This is a genomic window from Duganella caerulea (assembly GCF_040362985.1).
GTDB classification, from domain to species: Bacteria; Pseudomonadota; Gammaproteobacteria; order Burkholderiales; family Burkholderiaceae_D; genus Rugamonas; species Rugamonas vulcania.
Map to the genome: position 1 here is coordinate 638,052 of NZ_BPWJ01000004.1, position 22,300 is coordinate 660,351.

18 protein-coding genes and 1 pseudogene are annotated in these 22,300 nt (G+C 67.1%); 7 read left to right on the top strand and 12 right to left on the bottom strand.

The annotated features are described in order from the left end of the window. Positions 1–15 precede the first annotated feature (15 nt). The gene (locus ACUJB0_RS15695; protein ID WP_444846031.1) at positions 16–354 is read right to left on the bottom strand and encodes a c-type cytochrome; all 339 of its coding nucleotides are present in this window, start codon (positions 352–354) and stop codon (positions 16–18) included. Positions 355–365: 11 nt separating this feature from the next. Next, a complete protein-coding gene (locus tag ACUJB0_RS15700) occupies positions 366–707 on the bottom strand; it encodes a c-type cytochrome (RefSeq protein WP_444846032.1) in 342 nt (113 codons plus the stop codon). A 209-nt stretch (positions 708–916) separates the two neighbouring features. Between ACUJB0_RS15700 and ACUJB0_RS15705 the strand changes: the two genes are divergently transcribed. The 4 genes from ACUJB0_RS15705 (at position 917) to ACUJB0_RS15720 (ending at position 4,603) form a co-directional block, all read left to right on the top strand. Further along, complete coding sequence (locus tag ACUJB0_RS15705) at positions 917–1,771, top strand: AAA family ATPase (RefSeq protein WP_444846033.1); 855 nt, start codon at positions 917–919, stop codon at positions 1,769–1,771. Further along, entirely contained in the window at positions 1,771–2,385 is a 615-nt protein-coding gene (locus ACUJB0_RS15710) for a GNAT family N-acetyltransferase (RefSeq protein WP_444846060.1), read from the top strand. Before ACUJB0_RS15705 ends, ACUJB0_RS15710 begins: the two co-directional genes overlap by 1 nt. A gap of 1 nt (position 2,386) precedes the next feature. Then, complete coding sequence (locus ACUJB0_RS15715; RefSeq protein ID WP_444846034.1) at positions 2,387–3,556, top strand: vWA domain-containing protein; 1,170 nt, start codon at positions 2,387–2,389, stop codon at positions 3,554–3,556. A 123-nt stretch (positions 3,557–3,679) separates the two neighbouring features. Beyond that, the gene (locus ACUJB0_RS15720; RefSeq protein ID WP_444846035.1) at positions 3,680–4,603 is read left to right on the top strand and encodes a GNAT family N-acetyltransferase; all 924 of its coding nucleotides are present in this window, start codon (positions 3,680–3,682) and stop codon (positions 4,601–4,603) included. 39 nt (positions 4,604–4,642) lie between these two features. On the opposite strand, the gene kdpE is transcribed toward ACUJB0_RS15720, so the two are convergent. From kdpE to ACUJB0_RS15750, 6 genes are read right to left on the bottom strand one after another with little or no spacing between them, the layout of a single operon-like run. After that, positions 4,643–5,365: a two-component system response regulator KdpE gene (gene kdpE / locus ACUJB0_RS15725; RefSeq protein ID WP_444846036.1), complete on the bottom strand. Its 723-nt coding sequence runs from the start codon at positions 5,363–5,365 to the stop codon at positions 4,643–4,645. Continuing rightward, positions 5,362–8,118, bottom strand: coding sequence for a two-component system sensor histidine kinase KdpD (gene kdpD, locus ACUJB0_RS15730; protein ID WP_444846037.1), 2,757 nt, complete (start codon positions 8,116–8,118; stop codon positions 5,362–5,364). Before kdpD ends, kdpE begins: the two co-directional genes overlap by 4 nt. Before the next feature lie 22 nt (positions 8,119–8,140). Further along, positions 8,141–8,734 carry a potassium-transporting ATPase subunit KdpC gene (kdpC, locus tag ACUJB0_RS15735; RefSeq protein WP_444846038.1) on the bottom strand — a complete coding sequence of 198 codons (594 nt, stop codon included), beginning with the start codon at positions 8,732–8,734 and terminating at the stop codon, positions 8,141–8,143. A gap of 15 nt (positions 8,735–8,749) precedes the next feature. Continuing rightward, positions 8,750–10,900: a potassium-transporting ATPase subunit KdpB gene (kdpB, locus tag ACUJB0_RS15740; protein WP_444846039.1), complete on the bottom strand. Its 2,151-nt coding sequence runs from the start codon at positions 10,898–10,900 to the stop codon at positions 8,750–8,752. Between the two features lie 9 nt (positions 10,901–10,909). Further along, positions 10,910–12,739: a potassium-transporting ATPase subunit KdpA gene (kdpA, locus tag ACUJB0_RS15745; protein WP_444846040.1), complete on the bottom strand. Its 1,830-nt coding sequence runs from the start codon at positions 12,737–12,739 to the stop codon at positions 10,910–10,912. After that, positions 12,739–12,828, bottom strand: a complete 90-nt coding sequence (locus ACUJB0_RS15750; RefSeq protein WP_444846041.1) for a potassium-transporting ATPase subunit F — start codon at positions 12,826–12,828, stop codon at positions 12,739–12,741. The genes kdpA and ACUJB0_RS15750 overlap by 1 nt, the downstream gene beginning before the upstream one ends. A gap of 339 nt (positions 12,829–13,167) precedes the next feature. Here ACUJB0_RS15750 and ACUJB0_RS15755 point away from each other — a divergent pair, with 339 nt between their 5' ends. Next, the gene (locus ACUJB0_RS15755) at positions 13,168–13,791 is read left to right on the top strand and encodes a hypothetical protein (protein WP_444846042.1); all 624 of its coding nucleotides are present in this window, start codon (positions 13,168–13,170) and stop codon (positions 13,789–13,791) included. Positions 13,792–13,833: 42 nt separating this feature from the next. Here ACUJB0_RS15755 and ACUJB0_RS15760 read toward each other — a convergent pair whose 3' ends face one another. Further along, complete coding sequence (locus tag ACUJB0_RS15760; RefSeq protein WP_444846043.1) at positions 13,834–14,595, bottom strand: TorF family putative porin; 762 nt, start codon at positions 14,593–14,595, stop codon at positions 13,834–13,836. Positions 14,596–14,811: 216 nt separating this feature from the next. On the opposite strand from ACUJB0_RS15760, the gene ACUJB0_RS15765 reads away from it, so the two are divergent. After that, a complete protein-coding gene (locus ACUJB0_RS15765; protein ID WP_444846044.1) occupies positions 14,812–16,809 on the top strand; it encodes a DNA topoisomerase IV subunit B in 1,998 nt (665 codons plus the stop codon). A gap of 13 nt (positions 16,810–16,822) precedes the next feature. Further along, positions 16,823–19,384, top strand: coding sequence for a DNA topoisomerase IV subunit A (gene parC / locus ACUJB0_RS15770; protein WP_444846045.1), 2,562 nt, complete (start codon positions 16,823–16,825; stop codon positions 19,382–19,384). Between the two features lie 79 nt (positions 19,385–19,463). Here the strand turns inward: parC and ACUJB0_RS15775 are convergent, their stop codons facing one another. The 3 genes and pseudogenes from ACUJB0_RS15775 to ACUJB0_RS15785 all read right to left on the bottom strand — a co-directional run. Continuing rightward, positions 19,464–19,934, bottom strand: a complete 471-nt coding sequence (locus ACUJB0_RS15775; protein WP_444846046.1) for a hypothetical protein — start codon at positions 19,932–19,934, stop codon at positions 19,464–19,466. A gap of 95 nt (positions 19,935–20,029) precedes the next feature. After that, complete coding sequence (locus tag ACUJB0_RS15780; protein WP_444846047.1) at positions 20,030–21,463, bottom strand: IgA Peptidase M64; 1,434 nt, start codon at positions 21,461–21,463, stop codon at positions 20,030–20,032. 488 nt (positions 21,464–21,951) lie between these two features. Beyond that, positions 21,952–22,300, bottom strand: a pseudogene (locus ACUJB0_RS15785) (TonB-dependent receptor); the annotation flags it as partial.

Sequence of the window (22,300 nt, forward strand, 5' to 3'; positions counted from 1 at the left end):
CCTGACCCCATTGTTTTAGCGGTGCACCGCCAGCGTGCCCGGCAGGCTGTGCAGGTAGGCCGCCAGGTCCTTGATGTCCTGGTTGCTCAGCGGTTTGACCTGGCCGGTCATGATGGCGTTGTTGCGGCCGTTGGCGCCGTCGCCCCGCTTGTAGGCGGTCAGCGCGTGCTCCAGGTAGTCCTTGTGCTGGCCCGCCAGCTTCGGATAGGTCGGGTCGATCGGGCTGTTGAAGTCCTTGCCGTGGCAGGCGAAGCAGCTGTATTTGTCGGCCAGCGCCTTGCCGGCGTCGATGTTGCCGCCGGCGATGGCGGAGAAGGAGGCGCAGCACAGCACGGCGGTGATCAGTTTTTTCATGGGCTCGCTCCTCATTTCGCGGCGGTGGCGGTGGCGGTCTGCTGCGAATAGAACGCGGCGACGTCGGCGATGTCCTGGTCCGACAGGCTGGTGGCGATGCCCTTCATCGACGGGTGCTTGCGGTCGCCCTTCTGGTACGCCTTGAGCGCGCTCTCGATATACTTGGCCGACTGGCCGCCGATCATCGGCACCTGGAACACTTCGGGGAAGGTGGCCTTGTAGCCGGGGATCCCGTGACATCCAATACACATTTCAATCTTCGCTTTGGCGTTCTGGGCGTTGCCCACGATGTCCGCCGCCGTGGCGATTTGAGCTAGGCCTGCGAGCACGAGAAGTGCGGTGATTTTTTTCATGGTATTTGCAAGGTAAGTAATCGGATACTACCGCGGATGCAAAACTTGACTTTTGCACTATTAATCTGCGATTCTAACTCAAGACTTTCAGCGACGCTACAGGGAATCATTGCCGCCGCAACACACTGTCCGGCCCGCCCCACCCGAGCACCTCCTCTAGCGAACTCCCCTATACTGTCGCTACTCCCTTCTTTTTGAGACCGACACGCATGCACGCCCCACAACGCTTTGAAGGCTCCGACCAGTACGTCGCGACCCATGACCTGAAACTGGCCGTGAATGCGGCTTTGACGCTGCAACGCCCGCTGCTGATCAAGGGCGAGCCGGGCACCGGCAAGACCATGCTGGCCGAGGAGGTGGCGGCCGCGCTGGACATGCCGCTGATGCAGTGGCACATCAAGTCCACCACCAAGGCCCAGCAGGGGTTGTATGAATACGACGCCGTGTCGCGTTTGCGCGACTCCCAGCTGGGCGACGAGCGCGTGCGCGACATCCACAACTACATCGTCAAGGGCGTGCTGTGGCAGGCCTTCACCGCGCCCGAGCCGGTGGTGCTGCTCATCGACGAGATCGACAAGGCCGACATCGAGTTCCCCAACGACCTGCTGCGCGAACTGGACCGCATGGAGTTCTATGTGTACGAGACGCGCGAGATGGTGCAGGCCAAGCACCGCCCGCTGGTCATCATCACCTCCAACAACGAGAAGGAGCTGCCGGACGCCTTCCTGCGCCGCTGCTTCTTCCACTACATCAAGTTCCCGGACCGCGACACGATGGAACAGATCGTCGCCGTGCACTATCCGCACCTGAAGCGGGAGCTGCTGGCGCAGGCGCTGCAGACGTTTTACGAGGTGCGCGAGGTGCCGGGCCTGAAGAAGAAGCCGTCCACCTCGGAATTCCTCGACTGGCTCAAGCTGCTGCTGGCCGAGGACATCCCGCCCGAGGCGCTGCGCGGCCAGGACGCCAAGGCCATCGTGCCGCCGCTGCACGGCGCCCTGCTCAAGAACGAGCAGGACGTGCACCTGTTCGAGCGCCTGGTGGCGATGAACCGGGCCAACCGATGATGCACCAGCTCGCCCGCCCCGCCGCCCCGGTCGCTCCCGTCACGCTGGAACTGCACGGCGTGCGCCTCGAACCGCTCGGCCCGCAGCACGCGGACGGCCTGCGCGCTGCCGCCCACGACGGCCAGCTGTGGACCCTGCGCGTGACCTCGGTGCCCGAGCCGGACCAGGTCGACGCCTACATCGCCACCGCGCTGGAGATGCGCCCCGGCCGGCTGGCGTTCGCCGTGGTCGACGTCGCCAGCGGCGCGGTGCTCGGCACCACCAGCTACCACGACATCGTGCCGGCCATCGCCCGGCTCGAGATCGGCTACACCTGGTACGCCAAGAGCCGCCAGCGCAGCCACGTCAACACCACCTGCAAGCTGCTGTTGATGACGCACGCGTTCGAGACGCTGGGCGCGGCGCTGGTGGGCCTGCGCACCGACAATTTCAACTTCGCCTCGCAGGCCGCCATCGAGCGCCTGGGCGCGAAGAAGGACGGCGTGCTGCGCCACCATGCGCTGCGCCGCGACGGCACCGTGCGCGACACCGTCATGTACAGCATCGCGGCCGGCGAGTGGCCGGAGGTCAAGGCGCAGCTGCGCTACAAGCTGGCGCTGCACGGGACCCGCTGACATGCTGATCGACTTCTTCTTCACCCTCAAGGACGCCAGGATCCCGGTCACGATCAAGGAGTTCCTGACCCTGCTCGAGGCCATGCAGAAAAGCGTGATCGGCGCCTCGATGGACGAGTTTTACTATCTGGCGCGCCTGACCCTGGTCAAGGACGAGGCCCACTTCGACAAGTTCGACCGCGCCTTCGCGCTGTACTTCAAGGGCATCAACGCCGCCTTCGAGAGCAATGGCGCCATCCCGCTGGACTGGCTGGTCAAGCGCATGCAGCGCGAGCTGAGCGAGGAGCAGAAGGCCCAGCTGGAGAAATTCGGCTACGATAAATTGATGGACCGCCTGGCCGAGCTGCTCAAGGAACAGAAGGAGCGCCACGAGGGCGGCAGCAAGTGGATCGGCACCGGCGGCACCTCGCCATTCGGCAACGGCGGCACCAATCCCGAGGGCGTGCGCATCGGCGGCAAGGGCGGCAACCGCAGCGCGGTCAAGGTGTGGGAGGCGCGCGCCTACAAGGACTACGACGGCGAGCGCGAGATCGGCACCCGCAACATCAAGGTGGCGCTGCGCCGCCTGCGCAAGTTCGCGCGCCAGGGCGCCGAGGAGGAACTGGCGCTGGACGCCACCATCCGCGCCACCGCCAACAACGCCGGCTACCTCGATATCAAGATGCAGCCCGAGCGCAAGAACAACATCAAGGTGCTGATGCTGTTCGACGTCGGCGGCACCATGGACGACCACATCGAGCGCACCGAGGAGCTGTTCTCGGCCGCCAAGACCGAGTTCAAGAACATGGAGTTCTTCTACTTCCACAACTGCGTGTACGACTACATGTGGAAGAACAACCGGCGCCGCCACGCGGAGCGCTTCCCGACCTGGGACATCCTGCGCAAGTACCCGCCCGACACCAAGCTGATCTTCGTGGGCGACGCCACCATGAGCCCCTACGAGGTGCTGCAGCCGGGCGGCTCGGTCGAGTACAACAACGAGGAGGCCGGCAGCGCGTGGCTGGCGCGCTTCACCAGCGCCTTCCCCAAGTTCGCCTGGCTCAATCCCGAGCCGGAGGGCGTGTGGCAGTACCGGCAGTCGGTGGCCATCATCCACCAGCTGATGAACGGGCGCATGTTCCCGCTGACCATGGACGGCCTGGAGCGCGCGATGCGGACGCTGAGCAAATGAGCCGTCTGGTGCGGGCGCTACAATTTTAAACAAACCATTGCTTGTCAACGTATCGTACGACGTATAGCCTGTCTTTTCTTTATGCTGTAGGCCCCCGACCGCAGATACAGACCGCAGGTGTTTATGCTTCGAACCAGAAAAATCCAGCTGCGCCTGCGCAGCGTGGCGCGCCACGCCAGCGTCCGCCTGGTGTGGACCTTTTTGCTGCTGCTGGCCGCGCTGATCGTGCTGCTCGACCTCGACACCGGCGCCTCCATCTCCTATTCGCCCTTCTTGGTGGCGCCGACCGCGCTGGCGGCCTGGCTGCTGGGGCGGCGCGGCGCGCTGCTGTTTGTCGTGCTCTCCAGCGCGGCCCGCGTGTACGACTACGCCACCACCCGCGGCCTGCACGACGGCCCCGCCCTGCTGCTGTACGAGCTGGCGCAAAGCGCCGCGCTGTACGGCCTGGTCGCGCTGCTGGTGCTGTACCTGCGCGGCCGGCGCGACGCGCTGCTGCGCCACGCGCGCAAGGTGCGCGCGGCCGCGCGCCGCGAGCGCCACCGCCGCCGGCTCGACTCGGCCATCCGCCGCGCCGTGCCCGGGGACGTCGACGCCATCATCCGCCTGACCACCTCGGGCGGCGAGAGCGGCGGCTTCGACCAGTCCGTCACCGACGGCGTGCGCCAGGCCGCGCTGGCCGCCTCCTTCACCGCCGGCATCGTCGACGGCGCCGCGCTGCGCGACCTGTGGAGCGGCGGCACCGCCACGGTGCCGATCGAGTTCTGGGTGTGCGAGATCGACGCCCGCGTGGTCGGCTACATGATGATCCTGGGCGTCGACGCGCAGAAGGGCATGCAGCGCGAGCTGCACGCGATGGTGGTCGAGGACACCTACCGCGGCCACGGCGTGGGCGCCATGATGGTGGACTTCTTCTGCACCCACTACAAGCACCGCCGCCTGCTGTCGGCCTGCCGCGACGGCTCGGCCATGCTGCACATGCTGACGCGGCGCGGCTTCGCGCTGCTGACCCGCAGCGACCACGGCTACCTGATCCTGGCGCGCGACTAGCGCGACTAGCGCGGCCGGCGCGGCCGGGGCGCTCCGGCCTCAGGCCGGCAGCTGCAGCCGGTAGCCCACCGCGGTCTCGGTCAGCAGGTAGCGCGGCTGGGTGGGGTCGGCCTCCAGCTTGTGGCGCAGGTGGCCCATGTAGATGCGCAGGTAGTGGCCGTTCTCGGACTGCGACGGGCCCCACACGGCGCGCAGCAGCTGCGGGTTGCTCATCACGCGCCCGGCGTTGCCGACCAGGACCGCCAGCAGCCGGTACTCGGTCGGCGTCAGGTGCACCGGCGCGCCGCCGCGCGTGACGCGCCGGTTCTGCAGGTCGACCGCGACGTCGCCAAAGCGCACCACGCCGCCGTGGTCGGCGGCCGGCTGGCGCTGGCGCCGCAAGGTGGCGCGCACCCGCGCCAGCAGCTCGCCCACGCCGAACGGCTTGGTCAAATAATCGTCGGCGCCGGCGTCCAGCGCGCGGATCTTGTCGGCCTCGTTCACGCGCGCCGACAGCACGATCACCGGCACGCCGGACCACTTGCGCAGGTCGGTCATGAAGTCGATGCCGTCGCCGTCCGGCAGCCCGAGGTCGAGCACCACCAGGTCCGGCTTGCGGGTGCCGGCGTCGATCAGGCCGCGCTGCAGGGTGGCCGCCTCGTGCACCTGCCAGCCCTCCTCCTCCAGCGCGGCGCGCACGAAGCGGCGGATCTGCGGTTCGTCTTCCACCAGCAGCGCGGTGGGGGCGGTGTCGGGGGTGTTCAGGGGATTCAGGGGATTCATGCGGTTCCTTCGGTTTCCGGGTCCGGCATGGCCGGCGGGGTGCCCAGCGGCAGCGTCATGACGAAGGCCGCGCCGCCCAGCGGCGACGGCGCGGCGTGGATGCGGCCGCCGTGCGCGTCGACGATGGCGCGGCAGATCGCCAGCCCCAGTCCCACGCCCGGCTTGGCCGATTCGCGCTCGCCACGGGTGAATTTCTCGAACACGGCTTCCTCGCGCCCGGGCGGCAGGCCGGGGCCGTCGTCGCACACCATGACGTCGATCCAGGCGCCGCGCAGCGCGGCGGCGATCTCGACGCGCGAACCGGGCGGCGTGTACTTGGCGGCGTTCTCCAGCAGGTTGCACAGCACCCGCTCGATCAGCACGGCGTCAAAGCGCAGCAGCGGCAGCGCGGCCGGCAGGTGGGTGCGCACCGTGTGCCCCCGCAGCTGCGCGGCGCTGGCGCGCAGCGCGCTGCCCACCACCTCCTCCAGCGCCTGCCATTGCAGGTTGAACTTGACCTCGCCGCTCTGGATGCGCGCCATGTCGAGCAGGTTGGCCACCAGGGCGCTCATGCGCAGCGACTCGTGGTGCAGCAAGGTGGCGGTTTCCAGCTGGGCCGGCGCCAGCGGCGGGCGCGAGCCGGCCAGCGATTCGGACAGGCCCACCAGCGACGTCAACGGCGTGCGCAGGTCGTGCGACAGCGCCGCCAGCAGCGAGTTGCGCAGCCGCTCGGACTCCATGTTGACCAGCGCGTTCTGCGCCACCTCGATGTAGTGCACCCGCTCGAGCGCGATCGCGGCCAGCGCGGCGAAGGTGTCGAGTTGCTGGCGCTGCTCCGGGATCAGCATCCAGTGCCGCTGCTCCGGCTCGATCGCCAGCACGCCGCGGGTGCGCATCGGCGCCACCAGCGGCAGGTAGAAGATGCGGCTGGCCGGCAACGTGTCCGTGCCCAGGCCGGCGCTTTCGGCGCGGTCGAAGGCCCATTGCGCGATGCCGATGTCGAGCACCGTGCGGTGCTGGCGCGCGGCGGCGTCGGTCCCGCGCGGCGCCGGCGCGGCGGCCGGCGCCAGCAGGCGGCCGGCGTCGTCCGGCATCAGCAGCGTGGCGCGGGCGCGGAAGGCGCGCTGGATGAAGCCTTGCGTGATGTCGAAGATCTGCTCGGTCTGCAGCGCGCCGGACAGCTCGCGCGCGAACTCGTACAGCGCGCGCGAGCGCTTCTCGCGGTGCGACGCCACCCGCGCCTGGAAGCGCAGGTCGGCCGTCAGGTGGCCGGTGATCAGGCCCACCGCCAGCATCACCACGAAGGTGACCAGGTACTGGAAGTCCGACACGGCGAAGGTGAAGCGCGGCGGCACGAAGAAGAAGTCGAAGCAGGCCACGCTGACGCAGGTGGCCAGCACCGACGGCCCGCGCCCGAAGCGCACCGCCACCAGCACCACCACCAGCAGGAACAGCATGGCGATGTTGGCCAGGTCGAGGTAGGCCAGCAGCGGCGTGGCCAGCAAGGCGGTGGCCAGGCTGGCGCCGCCGGCGGCGAGGTAGCCGAACGCGCGCTTGCGCGCCAGCGCGGCGGCCGGCTCGCCGTCCGGGCCCACGTCGGCCGCGCCGGCGCGGGTGGACGGCGCCGACTCCTTGCTGGGCGCGCCGATCTCCACCAGGTCGATGTCGGGCGCGTGGCGCGCCAGGCGCTTGATGTGCGGCTGGCGCCACGGCCAGGTCGGGTGGGCGCGCCCCAGCACGATCTTCGACAGGTTGTGGCCGCGCGCGTAGTCCACCGCGGCCCGCGCGATGTCGTGGCCCGCCACCACGGCGGTGGCCGCGCCCAGGTCCCCGGCCAGCTTGAGCGTCTTGAGGATGCGCTCGCGCTGCGCGGCCGGCAGCCGCTGCAGCGCCGGCGTCTCGATGTAGATCGCGTGCCAGCCGGTGCCCAGCTGGCTGGCCAGGCGCGCCGTGCTGCGCACCGTGTGCTCGCCGCCCGGCCGCGGGCCGACGCACGCCAGCAGCGCGGCGCCGGTCTTCCAGATGTCGCCGATCGACTGCTCGACGCGGTAGGCGCGCACGTCGTCCTCGACGCGGTCGGCGGTGCGGCGCAGCGCCAGCTCGCGCAGCGCGATCAGGTTGCCCTTGCGGAAAAAATTGCGGGCCGCTCGCTCGGCCTGCTGTTCCTTGTACACCTTGCCGGCCTTCAGGCGCGCCAGCAGCTCGTCGGCCGGAATGTCGACCAGCACCACCTCGTCGGCCTGGTCGAACACCGTGTCGGGCACGGTCTCGCCCACGCGGATGCCGGTGATGCCGCCCACCACGTCGTTCAGGCTTTCCAGGTGCTGCACGTTGACCGTGGTCAGCACGTCGATGCCGGCGTCCAGCAGTTCCTCGACGTCCTGCCAGCGCTTGGGGTGGCGCGAGCCGGGCGCGTTCGAGTGCGCCAGTTCGTCCATCAGGATCAGCGGCGGGCGCCGCGCCAGCGCGCCGTCCAGGTCGAACTCGGCCAGCCGCCTGCCGCGGTGCGCCACCTGCCGCGGCGGCAGCACGTCCAGCCCCTCCAGCATGGCCGCGGTGTCGCCGCGGCCGTGGGTCTCGATCACGCCGACCAGCACCGGCTGGCCGTCGGCCCGCAGCTTGCGGGCGGCCGCCAGCATGGCGTAGGTCTTGCCGACGCCGGCCGAGGCGCCGAAGTAGATGCGCAGCTTGCCGCGCGCAGCCTTGCGGTCCAGCGCCTGCACCTGGGCCAGCAGGGCGTCCGGGTCGGGCCGCTCTTTATCGTTGGGGAACATGAAGATCGCTAAAAATGCAGATTCAGCGAGTATGCGCACTTTCCGCGTCCAGCGCCAGATTGAGCGCCAGCACGTTCACGCGCGGTTCGCCGAAAAAGCCCATGAGCTGCGAACGGCGCTGGGCGTCGATCAGGGCCTGCACCCGGGCCGGGTCCAGCCGGCGCGCGGCGGCGACGCGCGCCACCTGGTACCGGGCGCCGGCCACGCTGAGCTCGGGATCGACGCCGCTGGCCGAGGCGGTGACCAGGTCGACCGGGACCGGCAGCGGGTTGGGCCGGCCCTGCGGCTCGGCCGCCCTGAGCGCGTCGATGCGGCCCTTGACGGCGTCGGTCTGCGCCGGGTTCAGCGGGCCGAGGTTGCTGCCGCCGGAATTGGCGGCGTTGTTGGGCATCGGGCCGGTGGCCGACGGCCGGCCCCAGAAGTACTTGGGCGACGAGAAGGACTGGCCGATCAGCGCGGAGCCGATTGCCTTGCCGTTCACCTCGACGAGGCTGCCGGCCGCCTGCGCCGGGAACACCGCGCCGGCCACGCCGGTCACGGCCAGCGGATACAGCACGCCGCACAGCGCGGTCAGGGCGCCGAACAGCACCAGGGCGGGACGAATGGGGGATGTCATGGTTACTCCGTACGGTTAGACGAGATGGAACATGGTCAGCACCACGTCGATCAGTTTGATGCCGGCGAACGGCAGCACCAAGCCGCCCACGCCGTACACCCAGATGTTACGGCGCAGCAGCGCGGCGGCGCCGATGGCGCGGTAGCGCACGCCCTTCAACGCCAGCGGGATCAGGAACACGATGATCAGCGCGTTGAAGATCACCGCCGACATGATGGCCGAGTTCGGGCTGTTCAACCGCATGACGTCGAGCGCCTTCAGCGCCGGGAAGGTGCCCACGAACGCGGCCGGGATGATGGCGAAATACTTGGCCACGTCGTTGGCGATCGAGAACGTGGTCAGCGAGCCGCGCGTCATCAGCATCTGCTTGCCGATTTCAACGATCTCCAGCAGCTTGGTCGGGTTCGAATCCAGGTCCACCATGTTGCCGGCCTCCTTGGCCGCCTGCGTGCCGGAGTTCATCGCCACCGCCACGTCGGCCTGGGCCAGCGCCGGCGCGTCGTTGGTGCCGTCGCCCGTCATGGCCACCAGCCGGCCCTCGGCCTGGTAGCTGCGGATCAGCTTGAGCTTGTCCTCCGGCGTGGCCTCGGCCAGGAAGTCGTCCACGCCCGCCTCGGCCGCGATGGCGGCCGCGGTCAGCTGGTTGTCGCCGGTGATCATCACGGTCTTGATGCCCATGCGGCGCAGCTCGGCGAAGCGCTCCTTGATGCCGCCCTTGACGATGTCCTTGAGCTCGACCACGCCCATCACCCGGCCGGCGTCCACCACCACCAGCGGCGTGCTGCCGCGCCGCGCCACGTCGTCCACCGCGCGCGCCACCTCGGCCGGATACGGCCGGCCCATGGCCTCGACGTACTGGCGCACCGTGTCGGCCGCGCCCTTGCGCACCACGCGCACCGGGGCGTCCGCCGCGCCCGGTTCGCCCGGCTGGCCCGGCTCGCCCAGGTCGACGCCGCTCATGCGGGTCTGCGCGGTGAACGGCACGAACACCGCGTTCAGCGCCGCCATCTCGCGCTCGCGGATGTTGAACTTCTGCTTGGCCAGCACCACGATGCTGCGCCCTTCCGGCGTGTCGTCGGCCAGCGAGGCCAGTTGCGCCACGTCGGCCAGCTGCTGCTCGGTCACGCCCGGCGCCGGCATGAAGGCCGAGGCCTGGCGGTTGCCCAGCGTGATGGTGCCGGTCTTATCGAGCAGCAGCACGTCGACGTCGCCGGCCGCCTCCACCGCGCGGCCCGAGGTGGCGATCACGTTGGCCTGCATCATGCGGCTCATGCCGGCCACGCCGATGGCCGACAGCAGGCCGCCGATGGTGGTCGGGATCAGGCACACCAGCAGCGCGATCAGCACCGTGATGCTGATCGGCGAGCCGGACTTGGCCGCCTCCACCGAGAACAGCGAGAACGGCAGCAGGGTCACGGTCACCACCAGGAACACGATGGTCAGCGCCACCAGCAGGATGGTCAGGGCGATCTCGTTGGGCGTCTTCTGGCGCTTGGCGCCCTCCACCATCGAGATCATGCGGTCGAGGAAGGTCTCGCCCGGATTGGCGGTGACCCTGACCACCAGCCAGTCCGACAGCACGCGGGTGCCGCCCGTGACGGACGAGAAGTCGCCGCCCGACTCGCGGATCACCGGCGCCGATTCGCCGGTGATGGCGCTCTCGTCGACCGAGGCCACGCCTTCGATCACCTCGCCGTCGATGGGGATCGTGTCGCCCGCCTCGACCAGCACGAAGTGGCCCTTGCGCAGCTCGGCGGCCGGCTGCGGCAGCCAGGTGGTGCCGTGCTTGGGCGAGGCCAGCTTCTTGGCCGTGACCGACTGCTTCAGGCTGCGCAGCGAGGCCGCCTGCGCCTTGCTGCGGCCCTCGGCCAGCGCCTCGGCGAAGTTCGCGAACAGCACCGTGAACCACAGCCAGATGCTGGTGGCCAGGATGAAGCCCGGCGCCGCCTCGCCCTGGCCATACAGCGCCTGGGCGTACAGCAGCGTGGTGATGATGCTGCCGACGTAGACCACGAACATGACCGGGCTGCGCACCTGCACGCGCGGGCTCAGCTTGCGGAACGCGTCGACGATGGCCGGCACCAGCAGCTCGGAGTCGAACAGCCGCAGCTTGCCGGCGGGAGGATTGGACAACAGCGGCATCTCTTTGTGAGTAGCTTGTGACATGGTGATTCCTTATTTGGCAAACAGCTGCAGGTGTTCGACCACGGGGCCGAGCGCCAGCGCCGGGACGTAATTGAGCACGCCGACCAGGGCGACCACGCCCACCAGCAGGCCGACGAAGATCGGGCCGTGGGTCGGCAGCGTGCCGGAGTTGACCTCCAGGCGCTGCTTGCCGGCCAGCGAGCCGGCGATCGCCAGGATCGGCACGATCACGCCGAAGCGGCCGAACCACATGGCGATGGCCAGCATGGTGTTGTAGAACGGCGTGTTGGCCGACAGCCCGCCGAAGGCGCTGCCGTTGTTGTTGGCGGCCGACGAGAACGCGTACAGGATCTCCGAGAAGCCGTGCGCGCCGGGGTTGAGGATGCCCGCCTTGCCGGCGTCGCACATGACGGCGATGGCGGTGCCGGCCAGCACCAGGGTCGGCGTGACCAGGATGGCGATCGAGGTCATTTTCATTTCATACGACTGGATCTTCTTGCCCAGGTATTCGGGCGTGCGGCCGATCATCAGGCCGGCGATGAACACCGCCATGATGGCGAAGATCAGCATGCCGTACAGGCCGGAGCCGACGCCGCCGAAGATCACCTCGCCGAACTGCATCAGCAGCATCGGGATCATGCCGCCGATCGGCATGAAGGAGTCGTGCCAGGCGTTGACCGCGCCGCACGAGGCGGCCGTGGTCACGGCCGCGAACAGCGTGCTGGCGCTGATGCCGAAGCGCGCCTCCTTGCCTTCCATATTGCCGCCCGCTTGCAGCGCGCTCACCGACTGGTCGACGCCCAGCGCCTGCAGCGCGGGGTGGGCCTGCTGCTCGGCGCCCATCACCGTGACGGTGCAGGCCACGAACAGCAGCGTCATGGCGGCCAGCACGGCCCAGCCCTGGCGCTGGTCGCCGACCATGCGGCCGAAGGCGAAGCACAGGCCGGTCGGGATCAGGAAGATCGCCAGCATCTGCGCGAAGTTGGTCAGCGCGGTGGGATTCTCGTAGGGGTGGGCCGAGTTGGCGTTGAAGAAGCCGCCGCCGTTGGTGCCCAACATCTTGATCGCTTCCTGCGAGGCGACCGGGCCCATGGCGATGGTCTGGGTCGAGGTGGTCAGCGTCTCGGTGACCGGCTCGCCCTTGGCGTCCTTCAGCGGCTGGCCGTCGGCGTCGACTTTCGGCTGCGTGTAGGTGACCGGGTCCATCAGGGCCACGTCCTTGTAGGCCGAGAAGTTCTGGATCGCGCCCTGCCCCACCAGGAACACGGCGAACAGGAACGACAGCGGCAGCAGCACGTACAGCATGGAGCGGGTGACGTCGACCCAGAAGTTTCCGATCGATTTGGCCGAGCGCGACGAGAAGCCGCGAATCAGCGCGTAGGCCACGGCGATGCCGGTGGCAGCCGAGAAGAAGTTCTGGCCGGCCAGCACCAGCATCTGGGTCAGGTAGCTCATGGTCGTTTCGCCGCCGTAGCCCTGCCAGTTGGTGTTGGAGACGAAGCTGACCGCGGTGTTGAACGAGGAATCGGCGCTGACGTTGGCCATGCCTTGCGGATTAAGCGGCAGGAAAGCCTGCACGCGCTGCAGGCCGTAGGTCGCCAGCGCGCCCAGGCCGTTGAACAGCATCAGCGCGATGGCGTAGGCTTTCCAGTTCTGGCCCTCGACCTTGCCGTCCTTGCCGGCGATGCCGGCGGTGCGGTACAACAGGGATTCGATCTTGCCCAGCCAGCCGAGACCGCGCATTGGGCTGACTGCAGCGCCGCCGTCGCCAACACGCGCCAGCAGGATGCCCAGCGGGTACGACAACGCCAGCAGCGCGACCAGGAACACCACCAGCAGGAGGATGGATTGGGTCGTCATCACAGATCCTCCGCTTTCAACAGGGCCACCACCAGATAGACCAGCAGGCCGGCTGCGGCCAGCGCTCCAATCAGATAGAAGGCGTTCATTGCTTGCCTCCCAATTTGTCGCAACCGGCGGCGAACGCCACGATCGCGCCAAAGAAGACCACCAATGCGCCGATAAAAACTATGTCCATCACACCCCTCACAGGTCTTGTTTTGATACTGAGAAGGTTAGCGATTGGGGTCTAAAGATTGTGTAAAGACTTGGGGACGGGGTGTAAACAAACCGTAAAAATCCGGCGGGAGTATGTGTATGGGGTGCTGTTTTGAAGTCCCTGCTCTGGAATTTACTGCTTTTTGGACTGGATCCTACTGATTGAACCTTCTTTCTGTCCGCTGGTCTAAAAGAGTAGGAAAGAGTCCAAACCAGTGGAGAACGCAGTCATGAAGAGTACAGTGAGTGTAAAAGTCCCCACCCATACCCTGCTCGACCTGATCGAACAGGCCGGCGTGAACGGCGAATCGCAAGACCCGTCGGCGATCGTCCTGAAGGCGGTGGAATTCTGGCTGGCCGCGCAGCAGAAACGCGAGCCGGCCGAAGCGGCCGCCGAGGTACGCGGCTACCAATGGAAATCGCTGTTTCTGCCGGAAGGCACGCTGATACATTGCACCATCCACGGCGAGCGGTACAGCGCCATCGTGGAAGGCGACGCCATCGTGCATCAGGGGCGCGAGCTGTCGCCCAACCAGTTCGCCGCGCTGCACGCCGAGAGCGTGCGCAACGCCTGGAACGACTTGTACATCCGCCGTCCCGGCGACAAATTCTACAAAACCGCCAGCCGGCTGCGGCGCGAACAGGCCGCCGCCAACCAAGCCACCCGCCCCCGTCCCGAGGCGCCCGCCGCGCCAGCCATCCCGGCGCACGCGCAAGCCGCGCCCTGCCCGCCCGCGCAAGCCGCGCAAGCCGAACAGGCCACCCCGTCCCGCGACGCCATGCCCGGCCAAGGCTGGACGCAGCCCGAACGCCGCAAGTTCCGCTTCCGGCTGGAGGACGTCGCCTTCGAATGAAAACGCTTTATCGACACGCCCATGATCGGGGCGCGCACCCGGTCAGAACACCTTGCTGATGGTCAGCTGCAGCGCGGCCTTGCCGAGGAACTTGCCGTTGGCCGGCGACGCGTAGGCGGTCCTGCCGGCGTTGGTGCCGATCACCGCCAGCGCGCCGGTCACAACGCCAAAGTCCCTGGTGGCGCCGATCTTCCAGTCGCTGTAGCTGGCCGCGCCGTTATGCTTGACGTTCTGGTGGCCGGCATGAAGATTAACCGTATAGCCCTCGCCCGCCTCGAGGTTGGCGCCCAGGTCCACATAGCCGCTGTTCTTGCTGTCGACGAAACCAAACAGGTTGGTCACCGAATGCGAGTACTTGATATACGCCGGGCCGTAACCCAGCTGCCCATACACCTCGGTGGTGTCGGCGTTGGCGAAACCGCCGGCGTGCGCCAGTCCGTTCGAAGGATAAACATAGGCCAGCACACCCACGTCGTAGGCCAGGTCCGCGCCGAGCTGCCCGCGCCTGCCGCCGTAGACATCCCACTCGACATCGCCACCACCACCGGCATCCTTGGTCCACTTGATGGTCGACAGCCAGGTGCCGGCATAGAAGCCGGTGGGATTATTCGTGTAGTCAAAGCCGCCCTGCAGCGCCGGTTTCAGGCGCGTCTGCGAGATGCCGCGATAACGGTAGTCGCTGACCACCGCCGCGTTGAAGCTGGTTTCGTTGTCCGCCTTGGCGGCCGGCGCAGCGTCCTCCGCGCGCGCCTGCGTGCCCAAAAAAGCGGCGGCAACGGCCGCGGCGCATATCAATTTCTTCATGCTGGGAGCCCGTCTTTCTGTCGTTTCGATACCAAACAGCTTATCGGCCCCCCCGTAAAAACGGTCTAAAAAGGCGGGCCGGGCCTGTAAACATCGTGTATAAATTGCCCCGCGCGGTTTTTTTGCCGCGATTCAGCCCGGTTGAGGATAGAATACGCAAACGTCCGCATAAAACTGTACATAAACCCAGTATCGAAATTATCAGCTTGATCACGTATGGCCACTAAAAAACCAGTTTCCGACTACAGCGAAGCATCCATCCGGGTCCTCAAGGGGCTCGAACCCGTCAAGCAACGCCCGGGCATGTACACCCGCACCGAGAATCCGCTGCACATCATCCAGGAGGTGATCGACAATGCCTCGGACGAGGCGCTGGGCGGACATTGCAAAAACATCATCGTCACGCAGAACGCCGACGGCAGCATCACCGTGGAAGACGACGGCCGCGGCATCCCGGTCGGCCTGCACCCGGAAGAGGGCGTGCCGACGGTGGAAATCGTCTTCACCCGCCTGCACGCGGGCGGCAAGTTCGACAAGGGCTCGGGCGGCGCCTACGCCTTCTCGGGCGGCCTGCACGGGGTCGGCGTGTCGGTCACCAACGCGCTGTCCAAGCGGCTGGAGATCACCGTCTGGCGCAAGGAGCCCGACGGCACCGGCCTGCACAAGCTGGCCTTCGAGCACGGCGACGTGGTCGAGCCGCTGTCGTCCGTGGTGGCCCCGCGCGACGGCAAGAAGTCCGGCACCCGCGTCACCGCCTGGCCGGACGCCAAGTATTTCGACTCCCCCGCCATCTCGCAGACCGAGCTGCAGCGCCTGCTGCGCTCCAAGGCCGTGCTGCTGCCGGGCGTGTCCGTCACGCTGACCAACGCCAAGACCGGCGAATCGCAAACCTGGCAGTACAACGACGGCCTGCGCGGCTACCTGACCGAGGCGCTGGCCCAGGCCACCGACGGCGAGACCCTGATCCCGCTGTTCGAGGGCGCGCAGTTCGCCACGCCGGACGCCGAGGGCTTCGCCGAGGGCGAGGGCGCGGCCTGGGTGGTGGCCTGGACCGAACAGGGCGCCGTGGTGCGCGAATCCTACGTCAACCTGATCCCCACCCCCAACGGCGGCACCCACGAATCGGGCCTGCGCGACGGCCTGTACGGCGCGGTCAAGAACTTCGTCGAGATGCACTCGCTGCTGCCCAAGGGCGTCAAGCTGCTGCCCGAGGACGTGTTCGCGCGCGTCTCGTTCGTGCTGTCGGCCAAGGTGCTGGACCCGCAGTTCCAGGGCCAGATCAAGGAGCGCCTGAACTCGCGCGACGCGGTGCGGCTGGTGTCGACCTTCTCCAAGCCGGCGCTGGAATTGTGGCTGAACCACCACGTCGACTACGGCAAGAAGCTGGCCGAGCTGGTCATCAAGCAGGCGCAGTCGCGCCTGCGCTCGCTGCAGAAGGTCGAGAAGAAGAAGTCGTCCGGCGTGGCGGTCCTGCCGGGCAAGCTGACCGACTGCGAATCGTCGGACGCCACCCGCACCGAGCTGTTCCTGGTCGAGGGCGACTCGGCCGGCGGCTCGGCCAAGATGGGCCGCGACAAGGAATTCCAGGCCATCCTGCCGCTGCGCGGCAAGGTGCTCAACTCGTGGGAGACCGACAAGGACCGCCTGTTCGCCAACAACGAGATCCACGACATCTCGGTGGCGATCGGGGTCGACCCGCACGGCGTCGACAGCACGCCCGACCTGTCCGGTCTGCGCTACGGCAAGATCTGCATCCTGTCCGACGCGGACGTGGACGGCTCGCACATCCAGGTGCTGCTGTTGACGCTGTTCTTCAGGCACTTCCCCGGCCTCATCGCCAACGGCAACATCTGCATCGCCCGCCCGCCGCTGTTCCGCGTGGACGCGCCGGCGCGCGGCAAGAAGCCGATCCAGAAGCTGTACGCGCTGGACGCCGGCGAGCTGACCGCGATCGAGGACAAGCTGCGCAAGGACGGCCTGAAGGAAGGCGCCTGGTCGATCTCGCGCTTCAAGGGCCTGGGCGAGATGAACGCCGAGCAGCTGTGGGAAACCACGATGAACCCGGACACCCGCCGGCTGCTGCCGGTGTCGCTGGGCGGCTACGGCCACGGCGAATCGGCCGCGCGCTTCAATATGCTGATGGGCAAAGGCGAAGCGGCCGCGCGCCGCGCCTGGATCGAAGAACACGGCAACGAAGCCGAAGCAGACATCTAATTAGAACCGAACTATGACTCAAGCAAATCTCTTTGACGAACCGGCGTCGCCTGAAGCCGCCGGCAAGCCTGCCGCGCCCGCGCAGCCGGCAGCATCCGCTCCGGCGGCGGCGCAGGCCGCGCACACCGGCGACATCGACGCGCAGGCCGACGACGCCGCGCATGCCGGCACCGGCGGCGATCACGGCAGCGCCAGCGTCTTCGGCGGCATGGGCGGCGAAAGCGGCGGCGCCGGCGGCAGCGGCAACGGCGGCGGCCATGGCGGCGACGGCGGCGGTCCGCTGGGCGACGGCGGCGACGGCGATGGCGGCGACACGCTGACCCTGTCCACCTTCGCCGAACGCGCCTACCTCGACTACGCCATCTCAGTGGTCAAGGGCCGCGCGCTGCCGGACGTGTGCGACGGCCAGAAGCCGGTGCAGCGCCGCATCCTGTACGCGATGAACGAAATGGGCCTGAACAGCACCGCCAAGCCGCGCAAGTCCGCCACCGTGGTGGGCGACGTGCTGGGCAAGCTGCACCCGCACGGCGACCAGTCGGTGTACGACGCCATGGTGCGCATGGCGCAGGACTTCTCGCTGCGCTACCCGCTGGTGGACGGCCAGGGCAACTTCGGCTCGCGCGACGGCGACGGCGCCGCAGCGATGCGCTACACCGAAGCCCGATTGACGCCGATCGCCAAGGTGCTGCTCGACGAGATCAACCTGGGCACCGTGGAATTCCAGGCCAACTACGACGGCTCGACCGAGGAACCATGCCTGCTGCCGGCGCGCCTGCCGATGGTGCTGCTCAACGGCGCCTCCGGCATCGCGGTCGGCCTGGCGACGGAAATCCCGTCGCACAACCTGGGCGAGGTGGCGCAGGCCGCCGTCGCCATGATCCGCAACCCGAAGATCAGCCACGGCGAACTGATGGCCATGATGCCCGGCCCGGACTTCCCGGGCGGCGGCCAGATCATCACCCCGCCGTCGCAGATCAGCGACATGTACGCGAGCGGCCGTGGCAGCATGAAGGTGCGCGCGCGCTGGAAGATCGAGGAACTGGCGCGCGGCCAGTGGCAGGCGGTGGTCACCGAACTGCCGCCGGGCACCTCGTCGCAGAAGGTGCTCGAGGAGATCGAGGAGCTGACCAACCCCAAGATCAAGATGGGCAAGAAGGCGCTGTCGCCGGAACAGCTGGCGCTCAAGTCGCTGATCCTCAATTCGCTCGACACCATCCGCGACGAATCGGGCCGCGCCGCGCCGGTGCGCCTGGTGTTCGAACCGAAATCGAAGAACCAGGACCAGACCGAATTCATGCTGCTGCTGCTGGCGCACACCTCGCTCGAATCGTCGGCCTCGATCAACCTGGTGATGATCGGCGGCGACGGCCGTCCGCGCCAGAAGGGCCTGGGCGACATCCTGCGCGAGTGGATCGAATTCCGCTTCGCCACCGTCACCCGCCGCACGCAGTTCAAGCTGGGCAAGGTCGACGCGCGCATCCACATCCTGGAGGGCCGCGAGACCATCCTGCTCAACATCGATGAAGTGATCCACATCATCCGCAACTCGGACGAACCGAAAGCGGCGCTGATGGAGCGCTTCCGCCTGTCGGAGATCCAGGCCGAGGACATCCTGGAAATCCGCCTGCGCCAGCTGGCCCGCCTGGAAGCGATCAAGATCCAGCAGGAACTGGCCGAGCTGCGCAAGGAAAAAGGCCTGCTGCAGGACCTGCTCGACAACCCATCGTCGATGAAGCGCGCCATCATCAAGGAAATCGACGCCGACGCCAAGACCTACGGCGACGCCCGCCGCACGCTGATCGAGGAAGCCCAGAAAGCCGTGGTGGAACAGAAGGTGGTGGACGAACCGGTCACCGTCATCATCTCGGAAAAAGGCTGGATACGCGCGCGCACCGGCATCGGCCACGACGCCGCGCAATTCACCTTCAAGGCCGGCGACACGCTGTACGGCGCCTTCGAATGCCGCACGGTGGACAACCTGCTGGCCTTCGGCAGCAACGGCAAGGTGTACTCGGTGCCGGTGGCCGCGCTGCCGAACGCGCGCGGCGACGGCGTGCCGATCACCACGCTGATCGACCTGGCGTCCGGCGCCCGCATCCAGCACTACTTCGCCGGCAGCGGCACCACGCAGCTGATGCTGGCCACCAGCGCGGGCTTCGGCTTCATCGCCAAGGCCGGCGACATGGTCAGCCGCATCAAGGGCGGCAAGGCCTTCATCACCTTGGAGGACGGCGACGTGCCGCTGCCGCCGGCGGTGATCGCCGACAGCGCCAGCGCGGTGGCCGTGTTGTCGGCCAACGCGCGCGTGCTGGTGTTCGGCATGGACGAGATGAAGGTGCTGACCAACGGCGGACGCGGCGTGATCCTGATGGAGCTCGACGACAAGGAGACCCTGATCGCGGCCAAGCCGATCAGCCAGAAAGGCGTGATCGTCTCCGGCATCGGGCGTGGCGGCAAGGCGCAGGAGGAGCGGCTCTCGGCCTCCGCGCTGGCGGTCCACTTCGGCAAGCGCGCCCGCAAAGGCAAGGCGCTGGCGACCAGGATCAAGCCCACCGCGCTGACACCGATCATCTAGGAACGGTGCGCACAAAAAAAGCCCGCCGGCTTCACGCCGGCGGGCTTTTTTTCATGCTGCCTGCAGTTTGGTGCGTAGCTTAATGCTTGGCGGCGGCTTCCTTGACCTCGGCCGCGGACTTGGCCTTGACGGCGTCGGTCTTGTTGGCGGCGATGGCCTTGTCGGCGGTCGCGTCAACGGTTTCCTTGATCGCCTTGGCGTCGGCCTTCACGGCCTTCTTGTTGGCCTTTTCTTCAGCCTTGGCCACCGCCTTGTCGCCCTTGGCTTCCGCCTTGGCCTTGTCTTCCGGATCGGCCTTGGCTACTTTTTCGTTGGCCTTGGCTTTCTCCACTTCGACGTGCGCGGCGGCGGTGTCATTGGTCTTGTTGGCTTTGGCGATAGCCTTGTCGGCCTTCTTGTCGGCCTTGGCGTCGGCCTTCAACTCCTTCTGCTGCGCCTTGGCGACGTCCTTGCTGGCTTCATTTTCAGCCTTGACCGTGGCCGGCGTGTTCTGGGCATAGGCAACCGTGGCGAACAGACCGGCGATCAGGGTGGCGATAATTTTGTTCATGATGGTTCCTCTCAAAGTTCAACGGGATGCGTTGCTGGCATCCAGAATATGCCGATGAGCTGAACCACTCTGTACGGTATCGTACCAAACAGGAATTACTTGGCCGCCCCCGGACGCGAGTACAAATCGATGATGGTGCCGATGGCGTCGGCGCACACCGCGCAAAACCGCTCGCTGCGGTCGAACATAATGCACTGCATCTGCGGGCGGTAATAGCCGCTGGCCTCATAGTTCGCGCCCTCGAACGCGCCCGCCGTGTGGAAGTTCGGGTCCTTCGAGAACAGCGCGTTGGTCGACTCCAGGTCCTTGCGGAACAAGGCGCTCATCTCGGCCTCCGGCCGGTTGGCCGCCCGCAGCGCGGTGCGCTCCTTCTGGTAGGCGCGCGACGCGGTTTCATACGCCTCCTTCGGCCACGGCGTCGGCAGCGGCGTGCCGTCCTTGACGAACTTCTTCCATTTCAGATGCGCCGGATCGCGCAGCGCGGTCGCATTCGGCTCCCACGGTTCCTGGCGCGTGCCGTTGGACTGGTAGGCCACCGGCGAGGTGTAGTACTCGTCGGCCAGGCCGGCGAAGTGGTGGCCGAATTCGTGCACGAACAGGTAGTTGGCCCAGTCGTTGCCCGCCGCCGCGGTGCTGAACTGGCCGAAGATGCCGCCACCGCCGTAGGTCTCGTTGTTCACCAGGATCTCGATGAACTCATACGGCGCGTACTGCGCCAGCTCGCGCAGCGCGCGGTTGTCGGTGGTAAGCACATAACGCTCGCTGCCGAAGATGTCGTAGCGCGTGCCCAGTGGCGAGGCGTGATGCACGCCGGTCGATGGCCGCGACACGCCCGATTCCTCGGTCGGCAGCGCCAGCGCCCACACGTTGAAGTCCTTGGCGCGCTCCTTGAACGGCGAAGTGGCGAACAGGTGGTCGGCCAGCTTGCGCGCGGTCGCCTCGAACTTGGGCATGTCGGCCCTGGTGTAGCCGTCGCCCAGGATCAGCAGGTCGACCTTGTCCGGCGACGGGCCGTTGACGCGGATGGCGATCGGCTTGGGCGCGGCCGCCATCGACGCCGGCGGCACCTGCTTGCGCACCACGTCCATCGCATCGGTGTCGACATCGGCGGTCCACACCACCGAGAAGGCGTTGCGGTCGTCGCGCTTCAGGATGCGCACGCGCACCGGATGGTCGGGCTTGGGGAAGCGCACCGATTCCTGGAAGCCGCGACTGGCGTGCGCCGCCTCGTCGGTGCTGCGCCATTCGGCGAACACGGTGGAGAAGCCGCGCGAGTACAGCAGCTCGCCGGTCTTGGCGTCCACCACTTCGACCATGTTGTTGCCGCGGTTGGTGTCGTCGATGGTGCGGCGCATGTCGCCCGGCCAAGGCAGCGGCTCGATCACCACGCGCTCCATCGCGTAGCTTTCGTTGAGCGCGTTACCGCTGTGGATGTAATCGAGACGGACGGTGGCCGGTTGCGCGGCCAGCGCGGGGACGGCGGCGATGGCGGCGATGGCTGCCAGCGCGAAAGAGACGAAGCGGTTCATGGAACTCCTGAGTGTCGGTGTACGGTGACCGCCATTGTAATCCCGCTTAAATCGCAACTTAGTCTAAATCGGTCTGGTTGGAGCTGAATCGGTCTAATCCGGTCTGTAATTCGCACCCGCAATTTCAGTCTAACGAATTTGGCATTTCGGCGATTCCGGTCTACATATCTCGCCGCCCCGCGTTCGCGGCCTGACCTTTGCTGCCGCTCAAAGCGGCCCCTGTCAGCTGGATAAGGAATGCCTTTGCCGTACTCCACCACTGCAAAGGCGGCTATATGCGATTCGTCTATAAAGAAGTTGATACCCTCGATACCATTCCACCGCCACTTGCCGTCGGTGACGGTAGCTGTGTCGCCCTGATCAAATACCACGTACCTGGCCTCCAAGGCGTCCCAACTCCAGATCGGGCCGCTGTCGATAGGCACAGGTAAAATGAACAAGGGCGTTGCCGGCGTGAACCAGGCAACGCCCTTTCTGTCCAGCGAGGCTTACATCTGCCAGCGCAAGGCAGCCGAGACCGAACGTCCGGTCTGCAGCGTACCGAAATTGGTCAACTGCGGCGTACCGGCACTACCGAAGTGGTAGTACTGCTGCTGCATTTCGTTGGTCAGGTTGACACCGCTGATATCGACCGACATCCGGTCGTTGATTTTATAGGAGACCTGCATGTCGATACTCTTTTCCGGACTGCGCCAGATACCAATCGGATTGGCAAACAACGCCGCCTCGTTCTTGGCCAGGAAGGCGGAGCGCCATACATAGGACAAGCGCGCGCTGACCGGACCCTTTTCGTAAGCCAGCGTGGCGTTGTAGGAGCTGTGCGACACGCCGAAGAAC